17 protein-coding genes are annotated in these 22,764 nt (G+C 61.9%); 8 read left to right on the forward strand and 9 right to left on the reverse strand.

Annotated features, from left to right (window positions below; translation table 11 throughout):
* Window positions 1-33: 33 nt before the first annotated feature.
* From AB8A27_RS22690 to AB8A27_RS22710, 5 genes are all read right to left on the reverse strand, one after another.
* Entirely contained in the window at window positions 34-1,176 is a 1,143-nt protein-coding gene (locus AB8A27_RS22690) for a CarD family transcriptional regulator (RefSeq protein WP_441243853.1), read from the reverse strand.
* 196 nt (window positions 1,177-1,372) lie between these two features.
* Window positions 1,373-1,711 (reverse strand): ferredoxin FdxA, encoded by a 339-nt coding sequence (gene fdxA / locus AB8A27_RS22695; RefSeq protein ID WP_092148535.1) that lies wholly within the window; start codon window positions 1,709-1,711, stop codon window positions 1,373-1,375.
* Window positions 1,712-1,862: 151 nt separating this feature from the next.
* Window positions 1,863-2,132 carry an RNA-binding S4 domain-containing protein gene (locus AB8A27_RS22700; protein ID WP_441243854.1) on the reverse strand — a complete coding sequence of 90 codons (270 nt, stop codon included), beginning with the start codon at window positions 2,130-2,132 and terminating at the stop codon, window positions 1,863-1,865.
* Window positions 2,133-2,180: 48 nt separating this feature from the next.
* Window positions 2,181-5,612, reverse strand: coding sequence for a helicase-related protein (locus tag AB8A27_RS22705; protein WP_441243855.1), 3,432 nt, complete (start codon window positions 5,610-5,612; stop codon window positions 2,181-2,183).
* 542 nt (window positions 5,613-6,154) lie between these two features.
* Window positions 6,155-7,048: a DUF3108 domain-containing protein gene (locus tag AB8A27_RS22710; RefSeq protein WP_441243856.1), complete on the reverse strand. Its 894-nt coding sequence runs from the start codon at window positions 7,046-7,048 to the stop codon at window positions 6,155-6,157.
* A 431-nt stretch (window positions 7,049-7,479) separates the two neighbouring features.
* Between AB8A27_RS22710 and rpmB the strand changes: the two genes are divergently transcribed.
* The 5 genes from rpmB to AB8A27_RS22735 all read left to right on the forward strand — a co-directional run bounded on the left by rpmB (window position 7,480) and on the right by AB8A27_RS22735 (window position 12,011).
* Window positions 7,480-7,785, forward strand: coding sequence for a 50S ribosomal protein L28 (rpmB, locus tag AB8A27_RS22715; RefSeq protein WP_092148544.1), 306 nt, complete (start codon window positions 7,480-7,482; stop codon window positions 7,783-7,785).
* A 175-nt stretch (window positions 7,786-7,960) separates the two neighbouring features.
* Window positions 7,961-8,920 carry an AAA family ATPase gene (locus tag AB8A27_RS22720; protein ID WP_441243857.1) on the forward strand — a complete coding sequence of 320 codons (960 nt, stop codon included), beginning with the start codon at window positions 7,961-7,963 and terminating at the stop codon, window positions 8,918-8,920.
* A 19-nt stretch (window positions 8,921-8,939) separates the two neighbouring features.
* A complete protein-coding gene (locus AB8A27_RS22725; RefSeq protein WP_441243858.1) occupies window positions 8,940-11,282 on the forward strand; it encodes a S8 family peptidase in 2,343 nt (780 codons plus the stop codon).
* A gap of 114 nt (window positions 11,283-11,396) precedes the next feature.
* The gene (locus tag AB8A27_RS22730) at window positions 11,397-11,558 is read left to right on the forward strand and encodes a hypothetical protein (protein WP_441243859.1); all 162 of its coding nucleotides are present in this window, start codon (window positions 11,397-11,399) and stop codon (window positions 11,556-11,558) included.
* A 117-nt stretch (window positions 11,559-11,675) separates the two neighbouring features.
* Window positions 11,676-12,011, forward strand: coding sequence for a PepSY domain-containing protein (locus tag AB8A27_RS22735; RefSeq protein ID WP_441243860.1), 336 nt, complete (start codon window positions 11,676-11,678; stop codon window positions 12,009-12,011).
* Between the two features lie 237 nt (window positions 12,012-12,248).
* Here AB8A27_RS22735 and AB8A27_RS22740 read toward each other — a convergent pair whose 3' ends face one another.
* Both AB8A27_RS22740 and AB8A27_RS22745 read right to left on the reverse strand, forming a co-directional pair.
* Window positions 12,249-12,881, reverse strand: a complete 633-nt coding sequence (locus AB8A27_RS22740) for an HAD-IA family hydrolase (RefSeq protein ID WP_441243861.1) — start codon at window positions 12,879-12,881, stop codon at window positions 12,249-12,251.
* A 223-nt stretch (window positions 12,882-13,104) separates the two neighbouring features.
* Window positions 13,105-14,031 carry an AraC family transcriptional regulator gene (locus AB8A27_RS22745; protein WP_441243862.1) on the reverse strand — a complete coding sequence of 309 codons (927 nt, stop codon included), beginning with the start codon at window positions 14,029-14,031 and terminating at the stop codon, window positions 13,105-13,107.
* Window positions 14,032-14,394: 363 nt separating this feature from the next.
* On the opposite strand from AB8A27_RS22745, the gene AB8A27_RS22750 reads away from it, so the two are divergent.
* The 3 genes from AB8A27_RS22750 (at window position 14,395) to AB8A27_RS22760 (ending at window position 19,749) form a co-directional block, all read left to right on the forward strand.
* The gene (locus AB8A27_RS22750; protein WP_441243863.1) at window positions 14,395-15,144 is read left to right on the forward strand and encodes an SDR family NAD(P)-dependent oxidoreductase; all 750 of its coding nucleotides are present in this window, start codon (window positions 14,395-14,397) and stop codon (window positions 15,142-15,144) included.
* A gap of 259 nt (window positions 15,145-15,403) precedes the next feature.
* Window positions 15,404-16,894, forward strand: a complete 1,491-nt coding sequence (locus tag AB8A27_RS22755) for a diguanylate cyclase (RefSeq protein WP_441243864.1) — start codon at window positions 15,404-15,406, stop codon at window positions 16,892-16,894.
* Window positions 16,895-17,019: 125 nt separating this feature from the next.
* Window positions 17,020-19,749 (forward strand): bifunctional diguanylate cyclase/phosphodiesterase, encoded by a 2,730-nt coding sequence (locus tag AB8A27_RS22760; protein WP_441243865.1) that lies wholly within the window; start codon window positions 17,020-17,022, stop codon window positions 19,747-19,749.
* Window positions 19,750-19,753: 4 nt separating this feature from the next.
* Here AB8A27_RS22760 and AB8A27_RS22765 read toward each other — a convergent pair whose 3' ends face one another.
* Together AB8A27_RS22765 and cobT are read right to left on the reverse strand one after the other, a co-directional pair.
* Window positions 19,754-20,806 (reverse strand): esterase-like activity of phytase family protein, encoded by a 1,053-nt coding sequence (locus tag AB8A27_RS22765; RefSeq protein WP_441243866.1) that lies wholly within the window; start codon window positions 20,804-20,806, stop codon window positions 19,754-19,756.
* 51 nt (window positions 20,807-20,857) lie between these two features.
* A complete protein-coding gene (gene cobT / locus AB8A27_RS22770; protein WP_441243867.1) occupies window positions 20,858-22,759 on the reverse strand; it encodes a cobaltochelatase subunit CobT in 1,902 nt (633 codons plus the stop codon).
* Window positions 22,760-22,764: the final 5 nt, after the last annotated feature.

Consider the following 22,764-nt stretch of genomic DNA (forward strand, 5'->3'; position numbering starts at 1 on the left):
CGGGCTTTTCGTATTCGACTTGCGAGACGTTGCTTATGCAGCTTCGTCCGCCGCGGCGACATCATCGTCACCATCGCTATCGGCGTCGTCAACACTGGCGTCGGCGCCTGCCTCAGCCTTGGCGCCACGGCGCGGGCTCTTGGCAAGCTGACCTTCGATCTCCTTGACCGCTTCGGTCTCGGTGACGTGCTGGACCACAGCGATTTCGCGCGACAGACGATCGAGGGCTGCTTCATACAGCTGACGTTCGCTGTAGGACTGCTCGGGCTGCGAGTCGGAGCGGAACAGATCACGGACCACCTCGGCGATGGCAACGATATCGCCCGAATTGATCTTTGCTTCGTATTCCTGCGCACGGCGCGACCACATGGTGCGCTTGATGCGGGCACGGCCCTTCAGTGTCTCCAGCGCGCGCTTGACCAGCGCCGGCTCGGACAGCTTACGCATACCGACATTCGCGACCTTCGCGGTCGGAACGCGCAGGGTCATCTTGTCTTTCATGAAATTGATCACGAAGAGCTCGAGCCTGGCGCCTGCAATTTCCTGTTCCTCGATGGCGAGGATCTGGCCAACACCATGCGCTGGATAGACCACGAATTCATTGGTCTTGAAGCCCTGACGCTGGGTCAGCGGCTTCTTCGGTTCTTCGGCACGCGGCGCGGCAGCGGGCGCCGGCTTGGCGGCCACCGGTTTGGCAACGACGGGCTTCGCAGCAACCTTGGCAACTTCCTTCGGCGCTGCAGCCTTCACAGCGGGAGCTGCAGCGGGGGCCTTCGCGACCGCGGGAGCCTTCGCGGCCGGTTTCGGCGCAGCAGGCTTGGCGGCAGTGGTCTTCGAAGCAGCAGCCTTGGGGGCAGGTTTGGCAGTCTTGTTGGGCATTGCACTTCTTTTATTTTTGGAGGACTTTTCAGCCGCAGCCTTCGCGGCGGTCCGGGTGTCCTTGACAGGGGCCCGGGCGCGGCCTTTGGTGACAGAATTCTTCGCAGCAGGACCCTTCACAACGCGGCTCGCCGCAGTTGTTTTCTTGGAAGCCTTCGGATCCAAAACCTTCGAAGCAGTAGCCTTCTTCGAAGCAGCCTTGGAAACACTCTTTTTACGCGTTTTCTGTGACACAGCCTGCGCGTGGAAACCGCCACGCCCCTGTTTGATGTTTAAACGGGAACCTGGCAGAGCCATATCGAGCGGCACCACACGGTCCAGCCTCTTGAATTGTGCCTATTATAGCACATTTCCCGCAAAAATCAATGATTTATGCCCTATCGCGGCCGCCTGGTGGCCGCTTCCGGAGCATAATCGGGGCTAGGGTAAATTTCCCGTGGTCACAGGTACCGGGATAACGCAAATCGTGAGTTGATCGACGCGATCGGAAAACTCAGTCGCCCTTGCCAGGTGCCGCCGAGAAATACTTCTCGTACTTGCCTTCCTGGCCGTCGAATTCCTTGGCTTCCGGCAACTCGTCGATCTTCTGGGTGATGTTCGGCCACTTCTTGGCGTGTTCCAGATTGATCTGCAGCCACTTCTCGATGTTGCCTTCGGTATCCGGCTTGATCGCATCCGCAGGGCATTCGGGCTCGCACACGCCGCAGTCGATGCATTCGTCCGGATGGATGACCAGCATGTTTTCACCCTCGTAGAAGCAGTCCACGGGACAAACTTCGACGCAGTCGGTGTATTTACATTTGATGCAATTGTCGGTGACGACGTAAGTCATCCATAACTCCGGAAACGATCGATATTCAGTGTTTGCGTAGCGCACCAACCCCGCTGCCGCAAGGGATGCGGCCGGCATAGGTCAGGGCATTTCGACCAAGGGAAAAGCCTGCCACGAAACCATCATTGGACGCAGCGTCTGGCCTAGATAGTTACTCCGGAAGATGTTGCAAATCGGTATAGAGCACCCGCGCCGCAGTGGCATCGCCGCGCCGTTCCGAGAAGCCCTCGACCTTCATCACCCGCACGGTACGGTCCAGCGCCACCGTGAGCACATCGCCGATCTTCACACCGTGCCCCGGCGATTTCTCGCGCGCGCCATTGATGCGAACCTGGCCACCTTCCACCAGCGCAGCGGCACTGGTGCGGGCTTTGACCACCCGCGCGTGCCACAGCCATTTATCGAGACGCTGGCGCTCCAATCAACACACCATCAAACGGCGGCGCGGTACCGCCCTACATGACCTGTATCAATCCTTGCGACCGCTCAGTTGCTCCTTGAGCGCGGCGAGTTTCGCGAAGGGGGAGTTCGGATCGATCGGACGGTCCCGTTCGCGCGGTGCGGCCGACGTGGCGAACGGGCGGGTCGCGCCGCCGCGGTCGTTGCCACGGCCCTCGCGGCCCTTGTCGCCGCCCTTGAAACCGCCTTTACCCTTGCCCTGGAAGCGTTCGCGCTCGCGCGGCGGACGGCCACCCTCGCCCTTATTGTCGCGCGGACCGCGATTGCCACGGTTGTCGCGGTTCGGCGCCCCCTCAGCGGAGGCGGTGGCGCCCGGCGCATCGCTGCGCGGACGGCGGAACTCGTTGTTATTGCGATCGCGGCGGCCCTGGCCGCCACGGTCATGCCGCTCGCGCCTCTCGCCATCGGCTGCAGCGCCTTCGGCCGGTGCACCTTGAGCACCACCCTGGGACGCCGTGTTGTTCCGGTGGTGGCGGTTGCGATCGTGACGCGGCGGACGGCGTTCTTCCGACCGGCCACCGGGGCGCCAGACTTCGACCAGTTCGGGCTCGGCAGCGACGGCAGGCGTTGCAGCGGCTTCGCCTTCAGCAGCCACTACAGCATCAGCCCCCTCAGCGGCCGGCGCCGAATCCGGCTGCGCATCAACGGATGCGGCCTCGGCAACAGGCGCCGCTTCCGGCTCGGTGCTCGGTACCAATGCGACTTCGGGCAACAGCGATGCCGACGGCACGGCTGCAGCTTCCTCGGCCGGGGCCGCTTCGGTCGCAACCTCAGCCGGTGCGACCTCCGCAGGTGCGACATCAGCCGCCGCGGCGACCTCAGCGGCAGCCTCGACCGCAATGACATTGTCCTCACCGGGCTTGTCGGACTCGGCAAGTCCCACCAGCGCGTCGGGCTGATCGCCCGTGTTGTCGTCTGCCTTGACCTCGATCGGCGTCGTCGCAGCGACCGGCTTCGGCGGCGCCGGCGGCAGCGGCGCTTTCTTCTCCATGCGATAGCCAAGGGCGCGCAGGATCGAGGCGAAATCTTCGCCGGCCGAACCGGTGAGCGAGGTCATCGCCTGCGTCACCACGAAATGGCGGCCATCGAAGGCACCAGCGGGCTTTTCGCCCGGCGACGCTTCACGCCACGCCAGCGCAGGACGGATCAGATCGGCCAAACGCTCCAGAATATCGACGCGCACCGCGCGCTCACCGCACTGGCGATAGCCGAGCACGCGATAGGCATCGCGATCGAGCAGCTTGTCGACCGGGAAGGATGTACGGCCCGACCCTGCGAGATGCTGTGCGCTCGACAGCGCCGACATGTCGACATTGTCCTGCTTCAACGCCCAGAGCAGCGCCGCGAGCGAACGCCCGGCAGGCTTCAGCAGACCGGGAATATAGATGTGATAGGCGCCGAAACGGACGCCGTATTTGCGCAGCACGGCGCGCGACGGCTGGTCGAGATCCTTCATCTCGGTCGCGATCTTCTGCCGCTCAAGCACGCCCAGCGCTTCAGTGAGCTGGAATGCGATGCCGCGTGCGATGCCGGTGATGTCTTCGGCCTTGGTGAGATCGAACAGCGGCCCGAGCAGCTTTTCGATATGTGTCTTCAGCCAGAGATCGAGACGGGCCTGAACAGCATCGCGCGGCGCGCCGGAGAGGCGCTCGTCGGCAATGATACGGAGACGGGGATGCAATGCATCGTCGGCTGCGACCAGACGGGCCACCGCGTCGCCGGTCCAGCGCAGGGTGCCGTCGGAGGCGAGCACGAACTGATCGTCCGGCGCGTTGCCAAGTTTCTCGGCGCGCGCATCGATCTCGCCGGCCAGCGCCTTCAGCGCCGTGGCCTGCAAGGCCTTCGCATCCGAGCCAGCCTCGGCCGCATCGGGCAAGAATGTAAATCCGTCGAGACGGCCAATCACATGGCCCTCTACGATCACTTCGCCCGTCTTACCAATTTCAGTATTCAGCATCGTGTTTTCCCGCAAGCGGCGCATCAATACACTGGTACGACGATCAACGAAACGCTCTGTGAGCCTCTCATGAAGGGCATCTGACAGTTTATTTTCCAATTCGCGCGAGATTCCCTGCCAATGATCCGGATCTGAGAGCCAATCCGGGCGATTTGCCACGAATGTCCAGGTCCGGATTTGCGCGATTCGGCCCGATAACGTGTCGATATCGCCATCTGTTCGGTCTGCTTGCGCGATTTGAGCGCCAAACCAGGCATCGGGCACACGGCCTCGCTGCATCAGGAAATTGAAGATGGTGACTACCAGCTCTGCGTGTGCAGCAGGCGCGATGCGGCGATAATCGGGGATCTGGCAGGCGTCCCACAGCTTCTCCACAGCGTCCTTGCCCTGGGCCCTGTCGCGCACGTCGACGTCGCGCGCGGTATGATCGAGCACGCGAAGGTCCTCGGCGATCGGCGCGCGCGTCAGCGCCTCATGGCGCGGCGTTTGAGCCAATGACACCTGCAATGAGGCGATCGAAGAGAAATCCAGCTTCGAATTGCGCCACTGCAGCACCTTCACCGGCTCGAAAATATGGTTCTGCAACTGATTGACGAGTTCGGGTTCAAACGGCTCGCAGCGACCCGTAGTCCCGAAAGTACCGTTACGCGTTGCACGGCCGGCGCGGCCGGCGATCTGCGCGAATTCCGACGGCGTGAGGCGGCGGAATTGATAGCCATCATATTTGCGGTCAGAGGCGAAGGCGACGTGGTCGACGTCGAGGTTGAGGCCCATTCCGACCGCGTCGGTTGCCACTAGGTAGTCAACGTCACCATTCTGGAACATCGCCACCTGCGCGTTGCGCGTGCGCGGCGACAGCGAGCCCAGAACCACCGCAGCGCCGCCATGCTGGCGCTTGATGAGTTCGGCGATCGCGTAAACCTCATCGGCGGAAAACGCGACAATCGCTGTCCGGCGCGGCTGCCGCGTGATCTTGCGATCCCCGGCGAATTCCAGATGCGACAGCCGCGGCCGCGTCACGATACTGGCGCCGGGCAGCAGGCGCTCGATGATCGGGCGCATGGTCGCAGCGCCCAGAAGCAGCGTCTCGTCGCGGCCGCGGCGATGCAGGATGCGATCGGTGAAGACGTGGCCGCGTTCGAGATCAGCCGCGATCTGGATTTCATCGACGGCCAGAAACGACACGTCGAGATCCCTGGGCATCGCCTCGACGGTCGACACCCAGTAGCGCGGCCTGGCGGGCTTGATCTTCTCCTCGCCGGTGATCAGCGCAACAGCTTGTGGTCCGACGCGGTCGACGATCTTGTTATAGACCTCGCGCGCCAAAAGCCGCAGCGGCAGGCCGATGATGCCCGACGAATGCGCGAGCATGCGCTCGATGGCGAGATGGGTCTTGCCGGTATTGGTGGGGCCGAGCACCGCGGTGACGCCGGCGCCGGGGGCCCTGCCGTTCGAGGGCATGGGCGGAGAAGAAGAAAAGGCCATGTTTTTCAGGTATTTCCGCGTCGCCGACTTTCAAGACTGGAACAGCTTGCGACGCTTCAGAGCCGCGCATTTGGATGGTCTGGAACGAGTCCGGAACGAAAGCGGCCCGAATCGGTGACTCGGCACCTCCGCGGCCGCATCACCCCAATATCTCGCGCTGACGTCCAACAAAACTGACTAGATCAAGTTTGTGACAGCGCAACAAGGGCCGACAAATCTCTCAAGTTATGAACAGCGCACGGACTCCGAACCGGCTTTGAGTCAAGCGCCCTGTCGCAAGAATGCTGCAGCCTTGCTGCAGGAAAGTCGCAGGAAAAACCGCCCGCACCGCCCGATCGTCATCCGCGCTTGCGGCAATCCTGCGGCAGCGCCTGTTCTCAGTCCCTCATGGTGAGGAGCGCGTCTTCGCGCGTCTCGAACCATGAGCTGCAGGGCCGGAACTCGTCGCCACCCTTCGAGACGCCGCGCAGGGGCGCGGCTCCTCAGGATGAGGCCGGTGTGTGGAGCGGCCTCCTTCTCACTCGGTTCGTCTTGTCCGCCCCTCAGTTCGTCTTCGCCACGGCCTTCGGCGGCGCGGCTGTGGTGACGAATTCGGTGGCTTCCAGCATGGCGACGCCGAGCGGGGTCGGCACCGTCATGCGATAGGGCACCAGCACGCGGGTTCCGGCGATCGGCACCAGGGTCACTTCGATATTGCGCTGGGCGGCAAGATATTTGATGGCGGCGCGGTCGGGCACATAGCCGGCGATCGGCGTGAAATAGACGGCGCAGACAATGGCCGGACCATGATAGCCCTTTTCGGCCTTCACATTTTCCATGCGCTTGTAGTCGAGCTTGAGATCGTAGCGCATGCGGCCGTCGAAGATCGACGTCCCGGTGCGGCAGGAATCCGGCGTCATCAATTCGCCGGTGCCGGCCACGCGCAGCAGCGAGCCGGTCATCGGATCGATCACATTACGGCGATGCGCATCGCTGATCGGAATCTTCTCGGGATCGAGCGGCGGCTCCGGCTCGATGGAGAACTCCTTCACATAGCCCGGTGTGATCAGCATCCTGATCGTCTCGGACTTCTTCGCGGAAGTGGTGACGGCCTGATAATTCGACGGCACCAGAGTGCCCGCGACCACGCGGCCGGTGGACTGGCCGGAGCCCGAGCCGCCGGCAAAGGCTTTCAGCAGACCGGCGGTGCCGCCCGAGGCCGTCGCGGAATACTGGTCGTCATTGATGTCGATGGCCCACTGGCCCTTGCCGACCGCGATGCCGGCGAGGCTGGCTTCATATTTGGCCTCCAGCTTGCCGCCGAGGGTCACCGCCTGTGCAGGCGGCTGAAGGGAGGGCTGCGCCGGAGTCGCAGCCGGCGTTTGCGCCCGCGCGGCGCCGGACACCATCACCGGCAGCGCCAGCAGCAGACCCGCAGCAACAACGGCGCGCGCCATCCGGCCTGTCACCGGAGCGGCTATCGCCGGAAGGGGCGCAGAAAAGGTCGCGTGAGGGCTCACTCGGGGGCTCACCTTGGAACTCTCTTGGGAACTCACTTGGGGCATCACCTGGTCGGCAAATCCCGCGCGGGGCGCGGGGTTGCATCGCATATCGGGGCTGAAAGCTGTGTTTCCAGCCCGAATACGTCGTTTATATGATGGGAACCGCGTTGATTTCCATGTGGTTTCCGCCGGTGGGACGGGTTATACAGCGCCCGCAAATGGCGGTTTTTGCCGGTTTTGCCGCGACTTTCGCAGGCTCGATATCTTGACGGCCGTGGCCAAGCCCCCTATACGTCCGCCACTCCTGAAATGGACGTGATTTTGAACCCCTGCCCGGCTTTGGGCTCTTCGCCCTTTAGCTGCGGGGATGACAGAGGATTTTCGCCATGTCTCGGCGCTGTGAACTGACACTGAAGGGCCCCCAGGTGGGCCACAAGGTGAGCCACTCGAACATCAAGACCAAGCGCCGGTTTCTGCCGAACCTGGTGAACGTGACCTTCCTGTCGGACGTGCTCGGCCGCGGCGTGCGCCTGCGCGTGTCGGCGAATGCCGTGAAGTCGGTCGACCACCGCGGCGGCCTCGATGCCTATCTGATCAAGGCCCGCGAGAGCGAGCTGTCGCAGAAGGCCGTGCTGCTCAAGCGCGCCATCGAGAAGAAGAAGGCCGAGACCGCCCCCGCAGCGGCCGCCTGAGCCTGACTAGCCGCTCACGCTGGGCGGACTGAAATTTGAAAACGGCTGGATCGCAAGATCCGGCCGTTTTTCGTTTGGGGATGGCATTAGCCCAGCGGTTGCTAATGACACACACCAAGCGCACTCTTCCAACAGCAATGATTAGCTCGATTGCTTGCGCCGGCCGGTAGGGATCATGAACGCCAAATTTCGCGGCTTCTCCTTTGCAACTCGAGCGTCGGACACAGGCGATAGCTCAGCAGTGACTCAAGCGCACGAAGAAGGGCTACCAGCCGGGACTATCAAAAAAAGGGCCGCAGCGCGAAGAGAGCAGCTGCCTGGGGGGCGCCTCTCGGCCATCGCGAAAACTCAGTTGTCAACGTCTGGCTTGCTCGAATTGATCGAGCCTCAACACAACGTTTCGGACCTAATTCTTAGCCCAGAGAATTATAAAACTCTTTCCGACGTCGTCGATGAGGTCCGGCGCGGCGAAGAGATAAAGCGGCACGGCTTATTGCCTCGATCCAAGCTTCTTTTCTGCGGCCCACCCGGCTGCGGCAAGACGCTTTGCGCTGAAGTACTCGCAGGAGAGCTAAAGCTCCCGCTTTTAGTTGCACGACTCGATGGCATCATCACAACTTACCTCGGCGAAACGGCAAGCAATCTCAGAAAGGTATTCGAGACGATCAGCCAAATACCGGCCGTCCTGTTCTTAGACGAGTTCGATGCACTGGCTCGTGCCCGAACGGACTCGACAGAACACAACGAAATCCGGCGCGTCGTGAACAGTCTACTGATGATGATCGATCGCTTCACAGGGACGGGTGTACTAGTTGCGGCAACCAATCTCGACAGTTCCATCGACCATGCTGCATGGCGACGTTTCGACGAAGTCGTTTTGTTTGAGAGACCAACTATACATCAAATAAAATCCACGCTACGCTTAAAGTTGCGTAATTATCCAACACAATTCGAACCTGCAATTTACGCTGATCGTCTTGAGGGAATGTCTTTCGCTGAGATAGAGCGCATTTGCGTGAGCTCTATTAGGGCATCGATCTTGGCACGAGAGACAGCCGTTCCAATTTTATTGTTCGAACGCGCGATTGATGCTGAACGCCGACGAATGAAAATTAGGGAGCGCGTTCAGGACTAATCGTCTGTCCGGGGGGAAGATGGCTATCTATGAGCACTTGCCGCTCAAGCGGCTTGAAGGCGTTCTTGCGCGCCGAATGCATGGCTTCGGAGTATTACCTCAACGAGAAGCGAAACAGCACGGAGCTCGAATTCAAAAAGAGATCGAAGAGACGATCGCCTCTTTCACGTCCTTGCCCGCTATCGACGGAATCGATCCTTCTCTAATCCTAAAAATTTCGATCAAAGGAAATATCGACGAAGACGAATGGCGAAGAGTCAACCTGACGGTCCTATCCGTCGACGGCGACAATTCTGTAGTTCTCTTCGCGAACGATAAATCGTTGCAGGACTTCCGCAACAAGGTCGAGGCGTATCAAGGTGAATTACCCCTCGGACAAAAATCTCCTCAATTTGCAAGCCTTATTGCGTCGATTGAAGCGGTTTCCCTGCTGAACGCATCTGACCGAATTGGTCCGGCCCTCCGAGCTGATGGAATTAATGAACCCACAGACTTCGCCGCGACCGATAACTATGTCCTAGATTTTGAACTACATCGCCCACCTACTCAAGACGAGAGTGAAATATTCGTCCATCGTTTAAAACAGGCAATTCTTCCTGCAGGAGGAACCCTCTTGAGCGTGTACTCCGGCTATCACCTGCTCATCGCGCGGGCGGAGTGCAATGGAAATGCCGTGCGCGCTGCGCTTGAGTTGCCCGAAGTCGCAATAGCCGACCTACCACCACAACCGGATCTCGCCGGCGAAGATCTTGGCACCTTGGATATCTCTCAAATCCAGGCAGGTAGTTCGCCTGCGGCGGATGCGGTCGTGATTGGGATTATCGATAGCGGCATCAATTTCGGACACCCGTTGCTAGCAAATACAGAGGCGGGATCGATAGCCCTCGATCCAGCGTGGAGCCTGTCTGACATTGCGGGGCACGGAACCTCCGTCGCCTCCATTGCTGCATATGGCGACATCGCCGCCCGCGTCGCAGCACAAGATTTTGATGCCGAATTCTGGATAGCGAGCGGTCGCGTAGTTAACGATGAAGGCCGCTTCCCCAAGGAACGATCTGTCCCTAGTCTGATGGAAGAGGCGATTGGCAAGCTACATACTGAGTATGGATGCCGCATCTTCAACATTTCTTTGGGAGACTCAAAGAAAGTATACAGAGGCGGAAAGCCGGATGCATGGGCAGCTGCTTTGGATGCAATTGCTCGAGACCTAGACGTTCTCCTTATTGTATCGGCTGGCAACAGGAATGATCTCACCAACTCGTTTCACGACGGCATCATTGCAGCTTACCCTCAATACCTCCTGACAGGCGCGTCGCGAATACTGGACCCAGCAACAGCAGCTAACGTTCTATCTGTCGGTGCAGTAGCTCACTCGAACGGCATCGAGAGCGACGACGAGGAGCTGGCGGGCGTTCGCCCGATTTGCGGAGCAAATGAGCCCGCCCCATTCACTCGTTCCGGCCCCGGTGTACGGGGAATGATCAAACCCGATTTGGTCGACATCGGCGGCAACGCCGTGTGGGATGGTCCAACTCGCGCTGTAGTGAACGGCGATCGGAAAGGTGCCGCCGGCATCTGGACCATGCACCACAAGCCTATCGAAAAGCTATTCAGATCACGATCAGGAACATCTTTTTCTGCGCCGAACATCGCCTATAAAGCCGCGCTTCTGTTATCAAGTTTCCCAACCGCATCTGCCAATCTTCTCCGATCTCTTCTGGCTCTCTCAGCAACAATTCCTCCCGCTGTGACAGCGCGCATAGGCGGACTAAAGCAGAAAGATGCTTGGATGGCTTGCGGCATGGGAATTTCTAATGCCGAACACGCTGCTAGTTCTGACGACGGCCGTGTCGTGTTCTTCGCTGAAGATGAACTGCCTCTAGATCATTTTGCAGTGTTTGAAGTCCCCATTCCCGACGAATTCCAAACCGCTAAAGGATCTCGAGAAATCAAAGTATCACTGGCGTTCGACCCGCCTGTTCGGCACACAAGAGCTGATTATCTCGGCGTAACGATGGGGTGGCGCCTACTCCGCGGAACAAATGAGGGCGATGTATTCAATCAGTTTCGGAAATGGACGAAAGAAGAGGGAAAACCGCCGAAATTCCCTCAGAAGTTCATTTGCGCAACCGACATCGGCTCAGACTTGCGAGAGTACGGCACTTTGCAAGTAGGAACACACAGCCGCAAAACGAACATTAGCGCTTACGGCGGAAAGTATTTTGTCGCGGTATGGTGCTCAAGACGCTGGGCTCCGAACGATATTGCTTCGCAGAAATTCGCGCTATGCGTACAGTTACGGCATGAGAACGTGACCACTTTGTATCAGACGCTCAAGCAGCCCATTAAACTGCAAACGTAGATGCCTCCTCTCTCACACATCATTTGAGGCTTCGTCCTCAACATTATCTCAGACGGCGTTTAACCCGTTTGCCTGCGCTGCATCAGGTCCCGCTATTAGGTAGCATATCGGTCCTTGCGCAAGGTGACGACGAAATCCAGCACCTGCCGCATCAGCGGTGGGCAGAAGTTCTACCTGACTGTAGCCATCTCGTCGCTCCCGAATGGTCAGGCAACGGCGAGTTTTCGCAGCGGAGCGATCAAAGGCGACAACGATGCCGCACGGCGACTGGCCTGAAATTGCGACTGTCAGCCCACCAAATCGCCTCATTTCCTTCGGGAACGCAGTGCAGCGTGCACCGTTCTTAACCCGGTTGCGCCGCATGCGGTGCGTGGGACAGATGAGGAGATTTCGATGCCACAGATTTTGAAAAAGCCCGTGTTTTTGAAGGCTTTGCTTCCGCTGGCGCTGGCAGGCGCGATCGGTGCGGCTGCGCCGGCTGTCGCCGCCGATGTCTATGTGGGCGGACGCGCGCCGCGCGCTGTCGTGGCCCCGGTGCCCGCCGGGCCGCTGACGCTGGAGCAGGCGCTGGGCATCGCCTATGGCATCGGCGTGGTGACGGTGCAGAACACCCATTTCGACGGCAACGAATGGGAGATCGAGGGCCGCGATACCTATGGCAAGTGGATCGAGGTCGATATCGACGCGCGCACCGGCGAGATCAGGAATGTGGATCGTTCGATCATCTGATCGGGGGGAAGTGAGCAGGCGGCGCGCTGAGAGGCGCGCCGTTTGTTTTTGTGTTTTTGTACGTGCGTCACTGAACGGCGCGCTCAATTAATCTCATTGTCGTCCCCGCGAAGGCGGGGACCCATACACGCCGGATAGATAGTGAGAATGCTGTCGTTGTAACTCTGCCGTTTCAACCATGCCGACCGTGGTTATGGGTCCCCGCCTTCGCGGGGACGACAGCAGAGTTTGCCGCCCCTACGTCAGCTTCAATCCCGTCGCGGCTTCCAGCTCGGCCAGCGCCTGCGCGGCGGATGTCACCTTGATCGTGGTCATGCCGAGGTCGCGCGCGGGCTTGAGGTTGACGCCGAGGTCGTCGAGATAGACGCAATGTTTCGGATCGACCGACAGTTTGTCGGTCATCATCGTGTAGATGCGCGGATCGGGCTTGCGCAGGCCGATTTTCGCGGACTCGATGACGTGATCGAACAGCACCATCACCTCGGCCACATAGAGTGCGCGGCCGTCGGTGGAGCCCATGGCATTGGCCGGCAGGTTGTTGGTGATGCAGCCGGTCTTGAACGCCGCCTTGATACGGCGCAGCGCCTCGACCATTTCGGGGCGGATCTCGCCTTTCAGCAGCTTGACCACGTCGCGGCCCGGCACTTCGGCGCCGAGCGCTTTGGACTCGGCGGCGAACAGTGCGTCGAAGGTGGCGAGATCGATTTCGGCGCGCTCGAATTTCGCCCAGGCATTCTCGAAATGGTTGTCCGCATTGGTGCGGCGGATGATGTCCTTCGGCAGGCCATGGCTCTGCTCGTAATGCGCAAAGGCCTCGAAGGGCGAGGAGGTGATCACCCCGCCGAAATCAAAGATCACCGCAGAGATCATTCCCGCCCCTTATTGTTGCGCGCACCGGCCGTGCGCTCCCTCGCCCCGCTTGCGGGGAGAGGGCTGGGGTGAGGGGGTACTTGATCTCCGCGCGTGGGGAAAGTCCCCTCACCCGGCGCGGAGCCTGTCATCGGGCGGCGCGAAGCGCCGACCCGGTGGCGCTGACCTCTCCCCGCCCGCGCGAAGCGAAGCTTCGCTAGGCGGGGCGAGGTAAAGAAAGCCACTACCCCGCGATACGCGCCTCGCCGCCGAGCACGGGGCCGCGTGCGGCGCCGACGTCGCGGATCGGGGGCTGGCCGTAGAGCCGGGCATATTCGCGGGAGAATTGCGACGGGCTCTGATAGCCGACCGCATAGCCGGCGCTGCCGACATCGAGGCGTTCGACCAGCATCAGGCGGCGCGCTTCGTGCAAACGAAGCTGCTTCTGATACTGCATCGGCGTCATTGCGGTGACGGTCTTGAAATTGTGATGCAGTGAACTTTCGCTCATGCCGACGCGGTCGGCGAGATCCTCGATGCGGAGCGGGCTGGCATAGTTGCTGCGCAGCCAGGAAATCGCCTTGGCGACCTTGTTGCTCGGGCTTTCCGCCAGCGCGATCTGCCGCAGACGCGCGCCGTAGGGGCCGACCAGCAGGCGATACAGCACTTCCTGTTCGAGGAGCGGCGCCATCACCGGAATGTCCTGCGGCCGGTCGAGCAGGCGGAGCAGCCGCAGCGTGGCATCGAGCAGATCGGCGGAAGCCTTGGCGACGACGACGCCGCGCTCGGGCACTTGCGGATGGGCATGGCCGTCGGCAGGTCCGCTGCCGAAACGGCCGAGCACTTCCTTCAAGAGCTGCGGATCGATCGCAAAGCCCATGCCGAGATGCGGCTCCGCCTCTGAGGCCTCGACGATGCAGGACGACATCGGCAGGTCGAGCGACACCAGCACATAATCGCCGGCGGCATAGGTATAGGTCTCGGTGCCGAGCTGCAGCCGCTTGGCGCCCTGCGCCACAAGGCCGAAACACGGCCACTGCGCGGTATGCACGAGCTGGGTCGGCTCGGCCTGCCTCTTCAGATAGAGGCTGGGGAGCCCGGCCGGGTGGTCGCTGCCATTGGCGGCGTAACGGGCAATGATGTCGGCAATCTCACGAATCGTCTCGGTCACACACAAACCCCTCAGGCGGCAGGCCTTTTATGCCGAGGTGTATCTAGGTGCAGTGCCGTGGCGGGGAAATGGCTGCGGGATCACTTTTGCAGGATCGTGCAAAACAGATGCAGGATCGCGCTAACGCCGATGCGGCTCCGTTTGCGATAACAGCACCAGCCACAGAGCAGATCGGCGAGCCGCCCGCGGGCCTCGGATCTGCCAGGGCATATGGTGCCAAGTTCGCGGCAATCGGGTCGAAATCCCCGCCTTGCGCTCCCAGAGTCAATCCGGAGCGCGATCCCGCCCGGATCGATTCCGACACGCGACCTGCGCACACGACTGACGATCAAGACAGACATCATCCATATCCAAGGACATGCCATGACAAGACTGGCAGGAAAAGTTGCGCTCGTGACCGGCGCCGCGGACGGCATCGGCGCGGGCATTGCACGGCGCTTCGGCGCAGAAGGCGCGGCGGTGATCGTGCATCACGCGGGCGATCCGCACGGCGCGGCGCGCGTGGTCGCCGAAATCGTCTGGCGCGGCGGCCGCGCCATCGCCGTACAGGGCGACATCGCACGCTGGCCGGATGTGCGGCGGCTCTATGAGGAGATCGCGGCGACCTTCGGCCGGCTCGATATTCTCGTCAATAACGGCGCCTTCGCACGAAGCGAGGTGGAGGACGTGGTGGCCGAGGACGAGTTGCACCGGCAGCGCGAGCTCAAGGTGTTCGGCGCCATGCTGCTGTGCCAGGAGGCGGTGCGGATGTTCGGCTCAGGCGGCGGCAGCATCGTCAATCTCACGGCCCTCGACGGCATTCCGACAGCGCCTGCATCGCTGCCGGATCCCGGCGCGGACGCCGCCATCGATGCCATGACGCGCGGGTTGTCACGCGCCTATGGCACGCGCAATGTCCGCGTCAGCACCATCGCGCCCGGCATGCTCGGCCCGGAGGAACCCGCCGCCATCGACGTGCTCGACGGCAGCGTGCGCAACCGGCAGTTCATCGCTCTGCCCGCTGCGCGGAGCCACACGCCCGACAGTATCGCCGATATCGCCGTGGCGCTGACCTGCGACGACAACGGGCATCGCTCCGGCCGCGACATCGTGGTCGCCGGCGCCATGCGGTGATCGCAGGGAACCGGCTTTACAGAACCACCGACGTTGGGCGTGCCGCGCAGGCACGCCCAACGTTTCTTTTTGCGCACCCGTTGCGCACCTGTTGCGCACTTGGCCGTCAAAGCCCGCGAAATTCTTTCACACCTCGTTAACCGCCCGTCACAAAACGGCGAAACGAAACTGTTGATCACCGCGTAGCTGTCAAAGAATTACCGGTTGTGATGCTATGGCTCGGTGATTGCAACGCAGTTCTTTTGATCGACGAAAGCCAATGCTGGCCCGCAACACCTCCGAGACGACCCGCCGGATTTCCCCGCGCTGGCTCCTGGCCGCCGCGGCGATCGTCGTTATCGGATTCACTGCGATCTGCGGCAGCGTGCTGCTCAGCATGCGGCGCGGCGACGAGAAGCTGGCACACCAGACGCTCGGCAATCTCGCTTCCAGCATCGATGCCGATATCGCCCGCAATATCGAACTCTACGACCTCTCGCTGCGCAATGTGGTCGGCAACATGACCGAGCCGGCACTGGTCGAGATCTCGCGGCCGATGCGGCAACTGATCCTGTTCGACCATGCCGCCACCGCGCGCCACTTCGGCGCCATCCAGGTCACGGACGTCGCCGGCAACGTCACGCTGGATTCATCGACGCTGGATCCGAAGCCGCAGAATTTCGCCGATGAGGAATTCTTCAAGGTCCACAAGCGCGATCCGCTGTTCGGCCTCTATATCTCCGCGCCGACGCTGCATCAGGGCAGTTACGGCATCGTGCTGAGCCGCCGCATCGCCGCGCGCGACGGGACTTTTCTCGGCATCGTCGCCGGCTTCATCCGCTACAGTTATTTCCACGAGATCTCCGATCGCCTGCAGCTCGAGCCGAACGACCTGATTTCCGTCGTCCGGCAGGACGGCGTGTTGATCATGCGCTCACCGTTCGACATGGCGATCATCGGCCGCGATCTCAGTCGGGTCCCGGCCGTACAGAAAGCGCTGGCCTATTTCTCCGGCTCCCATATCGGCAATTCCGCGGTGGACGGCGTGCAGCGTCTTTATGTCTGGCGTGAGGGCTCGCATCCGCTGATCGTGATGGTGGGGCGGTCCACCGACGTGATCTTCGGCCAGTGGCGCAAGGAAGCGCTGCAGATCGGCGGCGCCATGGGGGCGCTCGGCCTGATCGCCTGCGCGCTGATGCTGATCCTGGCGCGCGAGATGGGCAAGCGCGGCGAGATGGAAGACAGGATGGCGCGCCTCGCCATGACCGACGGCCTCACCGGTCTCGCTAACCGACGTCATTTCGACGTGGTGATGGACAACGAATGGCAGCGCGCCCAGCGCGCCCGCGCGCCGATCTCGCTGCTGATGATCGACGCCGACCACTTCAAGACATTCAACGACAATTTCGGCCATCAGGCCGGCGACCTCGTTCTGTGCGGAATCGCCTGGAGCATCGCCCGGCATGCCAAACGCGCCAGCGATTGCGCTGCGCGCTATGGCGGCGAGGAATTCGCACTGATCCTGCCGGGCCTCTCTCTGGCCGACGCCATCGAACTTGGCGAACGGATCCGCATCGAAGTGGGCCATCTCGAGCGCGACGGCATGACCACCACGACGATCAGCGTCGGCGCAGCCTGTCTCGTGCCATCATCGATGACCACGTCGAACGACCTGATCAACAATGCCGACAGTGCGCTCTATACGGCCAAGGCGCATGGCCGTAACCGGACATGGCCGGCTGCACCGCGGCAGAAAAGCCTTGCTGCGTAATAAAATACCACTTGTACGGTTGTAATTAACCCGCGGTTCACCTGACTTGCTAACGCGTCTTCCACCCTTGCCCGGGTATTTCTATGCACGAGGGGTAGGAATTCATGCGGGTGCCGGGGAGGCGAATGACGAACGACGTGCGCGCTTCAGCGCCGGGCTCCGCCGAGTATGGCGATGGGCGCTCGACGCCCCGTCGTGCGCCGGTGCGCTGGCTCGTGCTGGTCGGCGTCGTGCTGGTCATCACCATTGCCGCCGGCACGGCGATGACCGTGAACAATTTCCGTCAGCGCACGATCGACAATTCCAACCGCGAACTTGAAAACACCGTGCTGCTGCTGAGCCGGCATTTCGATCAGCAATTCCAGGATCTGCAGCGGATCCAGAAGAGCCTCACGGCTCATCTTCTCGCCAATGGCGTAATGTCGGTGCACAGCTTCGCCAGCAGCATGTCGAGCTACGAGTCTCACATGATGCTCAAGTCGAAGGTGGATGATGAATTCGCCAACGACATCACCGTGCTCGACGCCGAAGGCCGTCTGGTCAACTGGACAGGCGCCTGGCCCGGACCGGACTTGGTGCTTGCCGACCGTGAATATTTCCAGAAGCTGAAATCGCAGAGCTACACCCAGGACGACGAGATCGTGCAGCCCGTCCTGAGCCGCATCACCGGCAAATGGAAGACCTTGTTCGCGCGTCGCATCACAGGGCCCAAGGGCGAATTCTTCGGCATCGTGACGCGCAGCGTCGAGCCGGTGCAATTCGAGAAATTCTTTGCCTCCGTCTCGCTCGGCGAGAACGGGACCATCGCGATGTTCCACCGCAATGGCACGCTGCTGGCGCGCTACCCGCAAATGAACGCATCGATCGGCAAGGTCTTCAATACCGGCCCGCTGCTGCAGCACCTGCGCTTCAGCGACGCGCCCGCGACCATCCGCACCGTCAGCCCTATCGACAATATCGATCGCCTTGGCTCGATCCGCCTGCTGCAGAACTTTCCGATCGCGCTGGTCGCAACCACGACGGTGGAGGGCACGCTGGCCAACTGGCGCGACCAGACCAAATTTCTCGTGACCCTCGCGACACTGTCGGCCCTGATCCTGGCGGGCCTGATCTATCTGGTGATCCGTCACATCCAGCGGCAGAGCCGTGCAGCGCAACTGGAAACGACGCTGGAGAAAATGCGCCTCGACACCGCCATCAACAACATGACGCAGGGCCTGCTGCTGTTCGACGCGCAGGCGCGCGTGGTGGTCTGCAACCAGCGCTATCTCGACATGTACAGGCTGTCGCGCGAGGTCATCACACCCGGCCGTCCATTCCGTGACGTGATCGCGCATCGCAAGGAGACCGGCTCGTTTGCGGGAGATGTGGATGCCTATATCGCGGAGGTGATGCGCGATGTCGGGCGGTCGCACATCCAGATCATGCAGACGGCCGATGGGCGCACCATCCAGATCTCGTCGCGCCCGGTGGCCGATGGCGGCTGGGTCGCGACCCATGAAGACATCACCGAGCGGCGCAATGCCGAGGAGAAGATCGCGCATCTGGCGCATTACGATGCGCTGACAGACCTGCCGAACCGCACGCTGTTCCGCAACGAGCTCGAACGCGAACTGAAGCGCGTCGCACGCGGCGCGCAATGCGCGGTGCTCTATATCGACATCGACGAATTCAAGGGCATCAATGACTCGCTCGGCCATCCCGTCGGCGACGAACTGCTCAAGGGCATCGCGCTGCGGCTACGCGGCTGCGTGCGCGGCTCCGACGTGGTGGCGCGGCTCGGCGGCGACGAATTCGCCATCGTGCAGACCGGCGTCGAGACCCATTCCGACATCACAGACCTTGTCGGCCGCATCTATGATGCGGTCCGTCAGCCATTCGATTGTCTCGGCCACAGCCTGCTCACCGACGCCTCGATCGGCATCGCGCTGGCGCCGCGCGACGGCGCAGACCTCGATACGCTGCTGAAGAATGCGGATCTGGCGATGTATGGCGCCAAGGCCGACGGCCGCCGCACGTTCCGCTTCTTCGAGCCCGAAATGGATGCGCGGGTGAAGGCCCGCCGCTCCCTGGAGCTTGAACTGCGTCACGCCGCCGGTGATGGCGGCTTCGCGAAAGGCGGCTTCGAAGTCTATTATCAACCGCTGCTGACGCTGCGCGACGACACCGTCGTGGGCTGCGAGGCCTTGCTGCGCTGGCGTCATCCCGAACGCGGCATGATCTCGCCGGCCGAGTTCATTCCGGTCGCCGAAGATATCGGCATCATCAATGAGCTCGGCGAATGGGTGATGAACACCGCCTGCGCCGAGGCCACCAACTGGCCCGACGAGGTCCGGGTGGCGATCAATGTGTCGCCGGTTCAGTTCCGCTGCGCATCACTGGCGCTGAAGGTGACCTCTGCCCTCGCCGCCTCCGGCCTGCCGGCACGGCGGCTCGAACTCGAAATCACCGAGGCCGTGCTGATCCGCGACGACGAGACCGCACTGGAAATCCTGCACGGGCTGCGCGAGATCGGCGTGCGGATTGCACTCGACGATTTCGGCACCGGCTATTCGTCGCTGTCCTATCTGCAGCGCTTCCCGTTCGACAAGATCAAGATCGACCGTTGTTTCGTGACCGATATCGCCGATGCGCAGGGGTCGTCCTCGATCGTGCAGGCCGTGGTCAATATCGCGAGTTCACGCAACATGACGACAACGGCAGAAGGCGTCGAGACGCTCCGGCAGAAGGAACTGCTGCGCGCACTCGGCTGCACCGAGATGCAGGGCTACCTGTTCAGCGCCGCCAAACCCGCAGCAGAGTTGCGGGATCTATTGATCGCCCATCAGGCCAACAAGGCCGAGGCTGCGGCGTGACGGCCTACTCCAGCAGCGTGAACTGCATCAGCAGGGTTCGCTGCAGCATCGAGAAATTATCGTCCGAGAACAGCGTCAGCACCGTGTCGCCCTCGGGCGTGACATGGACGTCGAGCCCTTCGAAATTGTCGATCTCGTAGCCGAGATCCGCATCGAAGATGGTGGGGCCGTCGATGACGGCGTCCGGCACGATCGATGCGAGGGGAATGCGGCGGATGCGAACGCCGGTGTCGCCGAACAGCGAGAACTTGCGTTCCAGCAGCAGCAGATCGCCGGATGGCAGCAGCGCCGCATCGCTGATGTCGTAATTTTTGGTGCGACGAATCGAGAAAGTCGCCGGCGCCTTGCCGCCGATGATCCATGCCGAGATATTGCCGGCGCTGTCGAGCCCACGCTCCGAGATCGCCAGCAGCATGCCGGCCAGCGGCGAGGTCTTGAACCTGTCCCTGCGCACCATCACCAGCGCTTCGAGACTGCCATTATTGGGCAGCTTGCGCATGCCGGGCGGCTGCGGGATCGGCTCGCCCCGGGCGCGCATGCCATCGCGGCCGAAGTCGAATTTCAGAATCTGATGCACGCGTTCGAGGCCGATATAGACCGTCGGCCCATCCACCGCGATCGACTCGGTATCGTACCAGCCGCGCGCGGTGATCGGCCTGCCGTCGGCCCCCAGCATCGGCGCCGCCTCGACATCGACAATGCCGACCATGGCATCGCCGCTATAGGCGATCTTGCCGGTGAACCACTTGCCCTTGTCGCTGATGGCGATGAAACCCTCGCCCTTGTCATCCAGGCGAAGACCGGAGATGCCGCCGAAGTCCTTGTATTTCGAAGTCAGGATCAATCCGCTGCGATATTGCAGCGACCCGAACCTTGTATGCACGCGATCACGCGTGTCGAAAGCCGGAATCGGGCGGGCTTCGACCTCGATGGACACCGGCGCACGCGCCAATGGCGTTGCCGGCACAGGCACGGACTGCGCACGGGCAAGCGACGGCAGCGCGGCTGCCGAAGCCGCGATGGCAAGAAAGTGACGACGGGTGAGGTCAGCGGTCAAGTGATGGCCCCGGAGGATGGGTAGAGCAAAGCAAAACCCATCCTGTAAAGCCTAATGCGTCCTGCGTCGCCGGCCATGGGTCGGTGCCGGCACGGCCGTTTCGCTGAACAATTCCGCCAGTTTCTCGGTGATGGCGCCGCCGAGTTCTTCGGCGTCGACGATGGTCACGGCGCGGCGGTAGTAGCGCGTCACGTCATGGCCGATGCCGATGGCGATCAGTTCGACCGGCGAGCGGGTCTCGATCTCTTCGATGATGTGGCGCAGATGACGTTCCAGATAATTGCCGGGATTGACCGACAACGTGCTGTCGTCCACCGGCGCGCCGTCAGAAATCATCATCAGGATCTTGCGCTGCTCGGGACGGCCGAGCAGGCGCTTGTGCGCCCAGTCGAGCGCCTCGCCGTCGATGTTCTCCTTGAGTAAACCTTCGCGCATCATCAAACCGAGATTCTTGCGCGCGCGGCGCCACGGCGCATCCGCCGACTTGTAGATGATGTGACGGAGATCGTTGAGACGGCCGGGATTCGCCGGCTTGCCGGCGCCAAGCCACGCCTCGCGCGACTGCCCGCCCTTCCAGGCACGCGTCGTGAAGCCGAGAATCTCGACCTTGACGCCACAACGCTCCAGCGTCCGCGCGAGAATATCGGCGCAGGTCGCAGCGACCGTGATCGGGCGACCGCGCATGGAGCCGGAATTGTCGAGCAGCAGCGTCACGACCGTATCGCGGAAGGTCGCTTCCTTCTCATGCATGAAGGACAGCGGCGAGAACGGATCGGTGACCACACGTGATAGACGCGCGGGATCGAGGATGCCTTCCTCAAGGTCGAAATCCCAGGCGCGATTCTGCTGCGCCATGAGCTTGCGTTGAAGCCGGTTGGCAAGGCGCGCAACGACGCCCTGCAGATGCGCGAGCTGTTTGTCGAGATAGCTGCGCAGCCGTTCGAGTTCGTCGTGATCGCAGAGATCTTCGGCCGCGATGACTTCGTCGAATTTTGGCGCGAAGGCATGATATTCCGGGCCGAGGCGTTCGTTCTGGCCGCGCGAATTCGGCCGCGTGGCTTCGCCCGGCGTCTCGTCGTCGCCCATCTCGCCATCTTCGTCGAAGGTGTCCGATGCGGAGGCCTGCGCGCTCTCCATCGAACTGTCGGACATTTCCTCGGACGACTGCTGCGCCTGGTCGGCGCTCATTTTCTGCGAGGCGTCGCTCTCCGGCGAGCCTTCAGCACCGGCCTGATCGTTCTCGCCCTGACGCTCGTCGTCCTCGCTCTCCTCGTCGTCCGGCTCGGCATTGCGATCGTCGCCGAGCTCCAGCGCCGACAGCAGATCATGCACGGCATCGCCGAACTTGGCTTGGTTCTCCGCGAACTGATCGAGCTGGTCGAGGCGACCGCTGATCTTGTCTTCGAGGACCGGCCGCCAGAGGTCGACCATCTTCTTCGCGGCGGCGGGCGGCGCGAGGCCCGTGAGGCGCTCGCGCACCAGCATCGCCAGCGCATCGGCCAGGGGCGCATCGGCACGGTCGGTGATCTCGTCGAACTTGCCGCGATGGAAATGATCGTCGAGCATCGCGGTCAGGTTCTTGGCCACGCCGGCCATGCGGCGTGACCCGAGCGCTTCCACGCGGGCCTGCTCGACGGCTTCGAACACGCCGCGCGCCTGCGGATTGCCCGGCATCAGCTTGCGGTGAACCTTGGGATCGTGACAGGCGAGCTTGAGCGCAACAGAATCCGCGTGGCCGCGCACAATGGCGGCGTCGCGCTTGCTCATCTTTCGCGCGGGCTCAGGAAGACGGGCTTTGCCCGGTGAGAGACCCGGCCGCTCGGCCGCGAAGGTCACTTCAAGCTCGGGCGTCTTGGCGATCGCGCGCAAACACGACGTCACCGCGCGCTTGAACGGTTCGGTCGGTGCTTCCTTGGCTCCGGGACGGAATTTATTGGTCGTCGTCGTGCTCATCGCCA

Source organism: Tardiphaga sp. 768_D3_N2_1 (assembly GCF_052076105.1).
In the GTDB taxonomy this organism is placed as follows: Bacteria; Pseudomonadota; Alphaproteobacteria; order Rhizobiales; family Xanthobacteraceae; genus Tardiphaga.

Excerpts from the sequence above, each read along its gene's own strand:
- AB8A27_RS22690 (WP_441243853.1), bottom strand. The coding sequence starts at position 1,176 with ATGGCTCTGCCAGGTTCCCGTTTAAACATCAAACAGGGGCGTGGCGGT.
- fdxA (WP_092148535.1), bottom strand. The coding sequence starts at position 1,711 with ATGACTTACGTCGTCACCGACAATTGCATCAAATGTAAATACACCGAC.
- AB8A27_RS22705 (WP_441243855.1), bottom strand. The coding sequence starts at position 5,612 with ATGGCCTTTTCTTCTTCTCCGCCCATGCCCTCGAACGGCAGGGCCCCC.
- AB8A27_RS22710 (WP_441243856.1), bottom strand. The coding sequence starts at position 7,048 with ATGGCGCGCGCCGTTGTTGCTGCGGGTCTGCTGCTGGCGCTGCCGGTG.
- rpmB (WP_092148544.1), top strand. The coding sequence starts at position 7,480 with ATGTCTCGGCGCTGTGAACTGACACTGAAGGGCCCCCAGGTGGGCCAC.
- AB8A27_RS22720 (WP_441243857.1), top strand. The coding sequence starts at position 7,961 with ATGAACGCCAAATTTCGCGGCTTCTCCTTTGCAACTCGAGCGTCGGAC.
- AB8A27_RS22725 (WP_441243858.1), top strand. The coding sequence starts at position 8,940 with ATGGCTATCTATGAGCACTTGCCGCTCAAGCGGCTTGAAGGCGTTCTT.
- AB8A27_RS22735 (WP_441243860.1), top strand. The coding sequence starts at position 11,676 with ATGCCACAGATTTTGAAAAAGCCCGTGTTTTTGAAGGCTTTGCTTCCG.
- AB8A27_RS22740 (WP_441243861.1), bottom strand. The coding sequence starts at position 12,881 with ATGATCTCTGCGGTGATCTTTGATTTCGGCGGGGTGATCACCTCCTCG.
- AB8A27_RS22750 (WP_441243863.1), top strand. The coding sequence starts at position 14,395 with ATGACAAGACTGGCAGGAAAAGTTGCGCTCGTGACCGGCGCCGCGGAC.
- AB8A27_RS22755 (WP_441243864.1), top strand. The coding sequence starts at position 15,404 with ATGCTGGCCCGCAACACCTCCGAGACGACCCGCCGGATTTCCCCGCGC.
- AB8A27_RS22760 (WP_441243865.1), top strand. The coding sequence starts at position 17,020 with ATGACGAACGACGTGCGCGCTTCAGCGCCGGGCTCCGCCGAGTATGGC.
- cobT (WP_441243867.1), bottom strand. The coding sequence starts at position 22,759 with ATGAGCACGACGACGACCAATAAATTCCGTCCCGGAGCCAAGGAAGCA.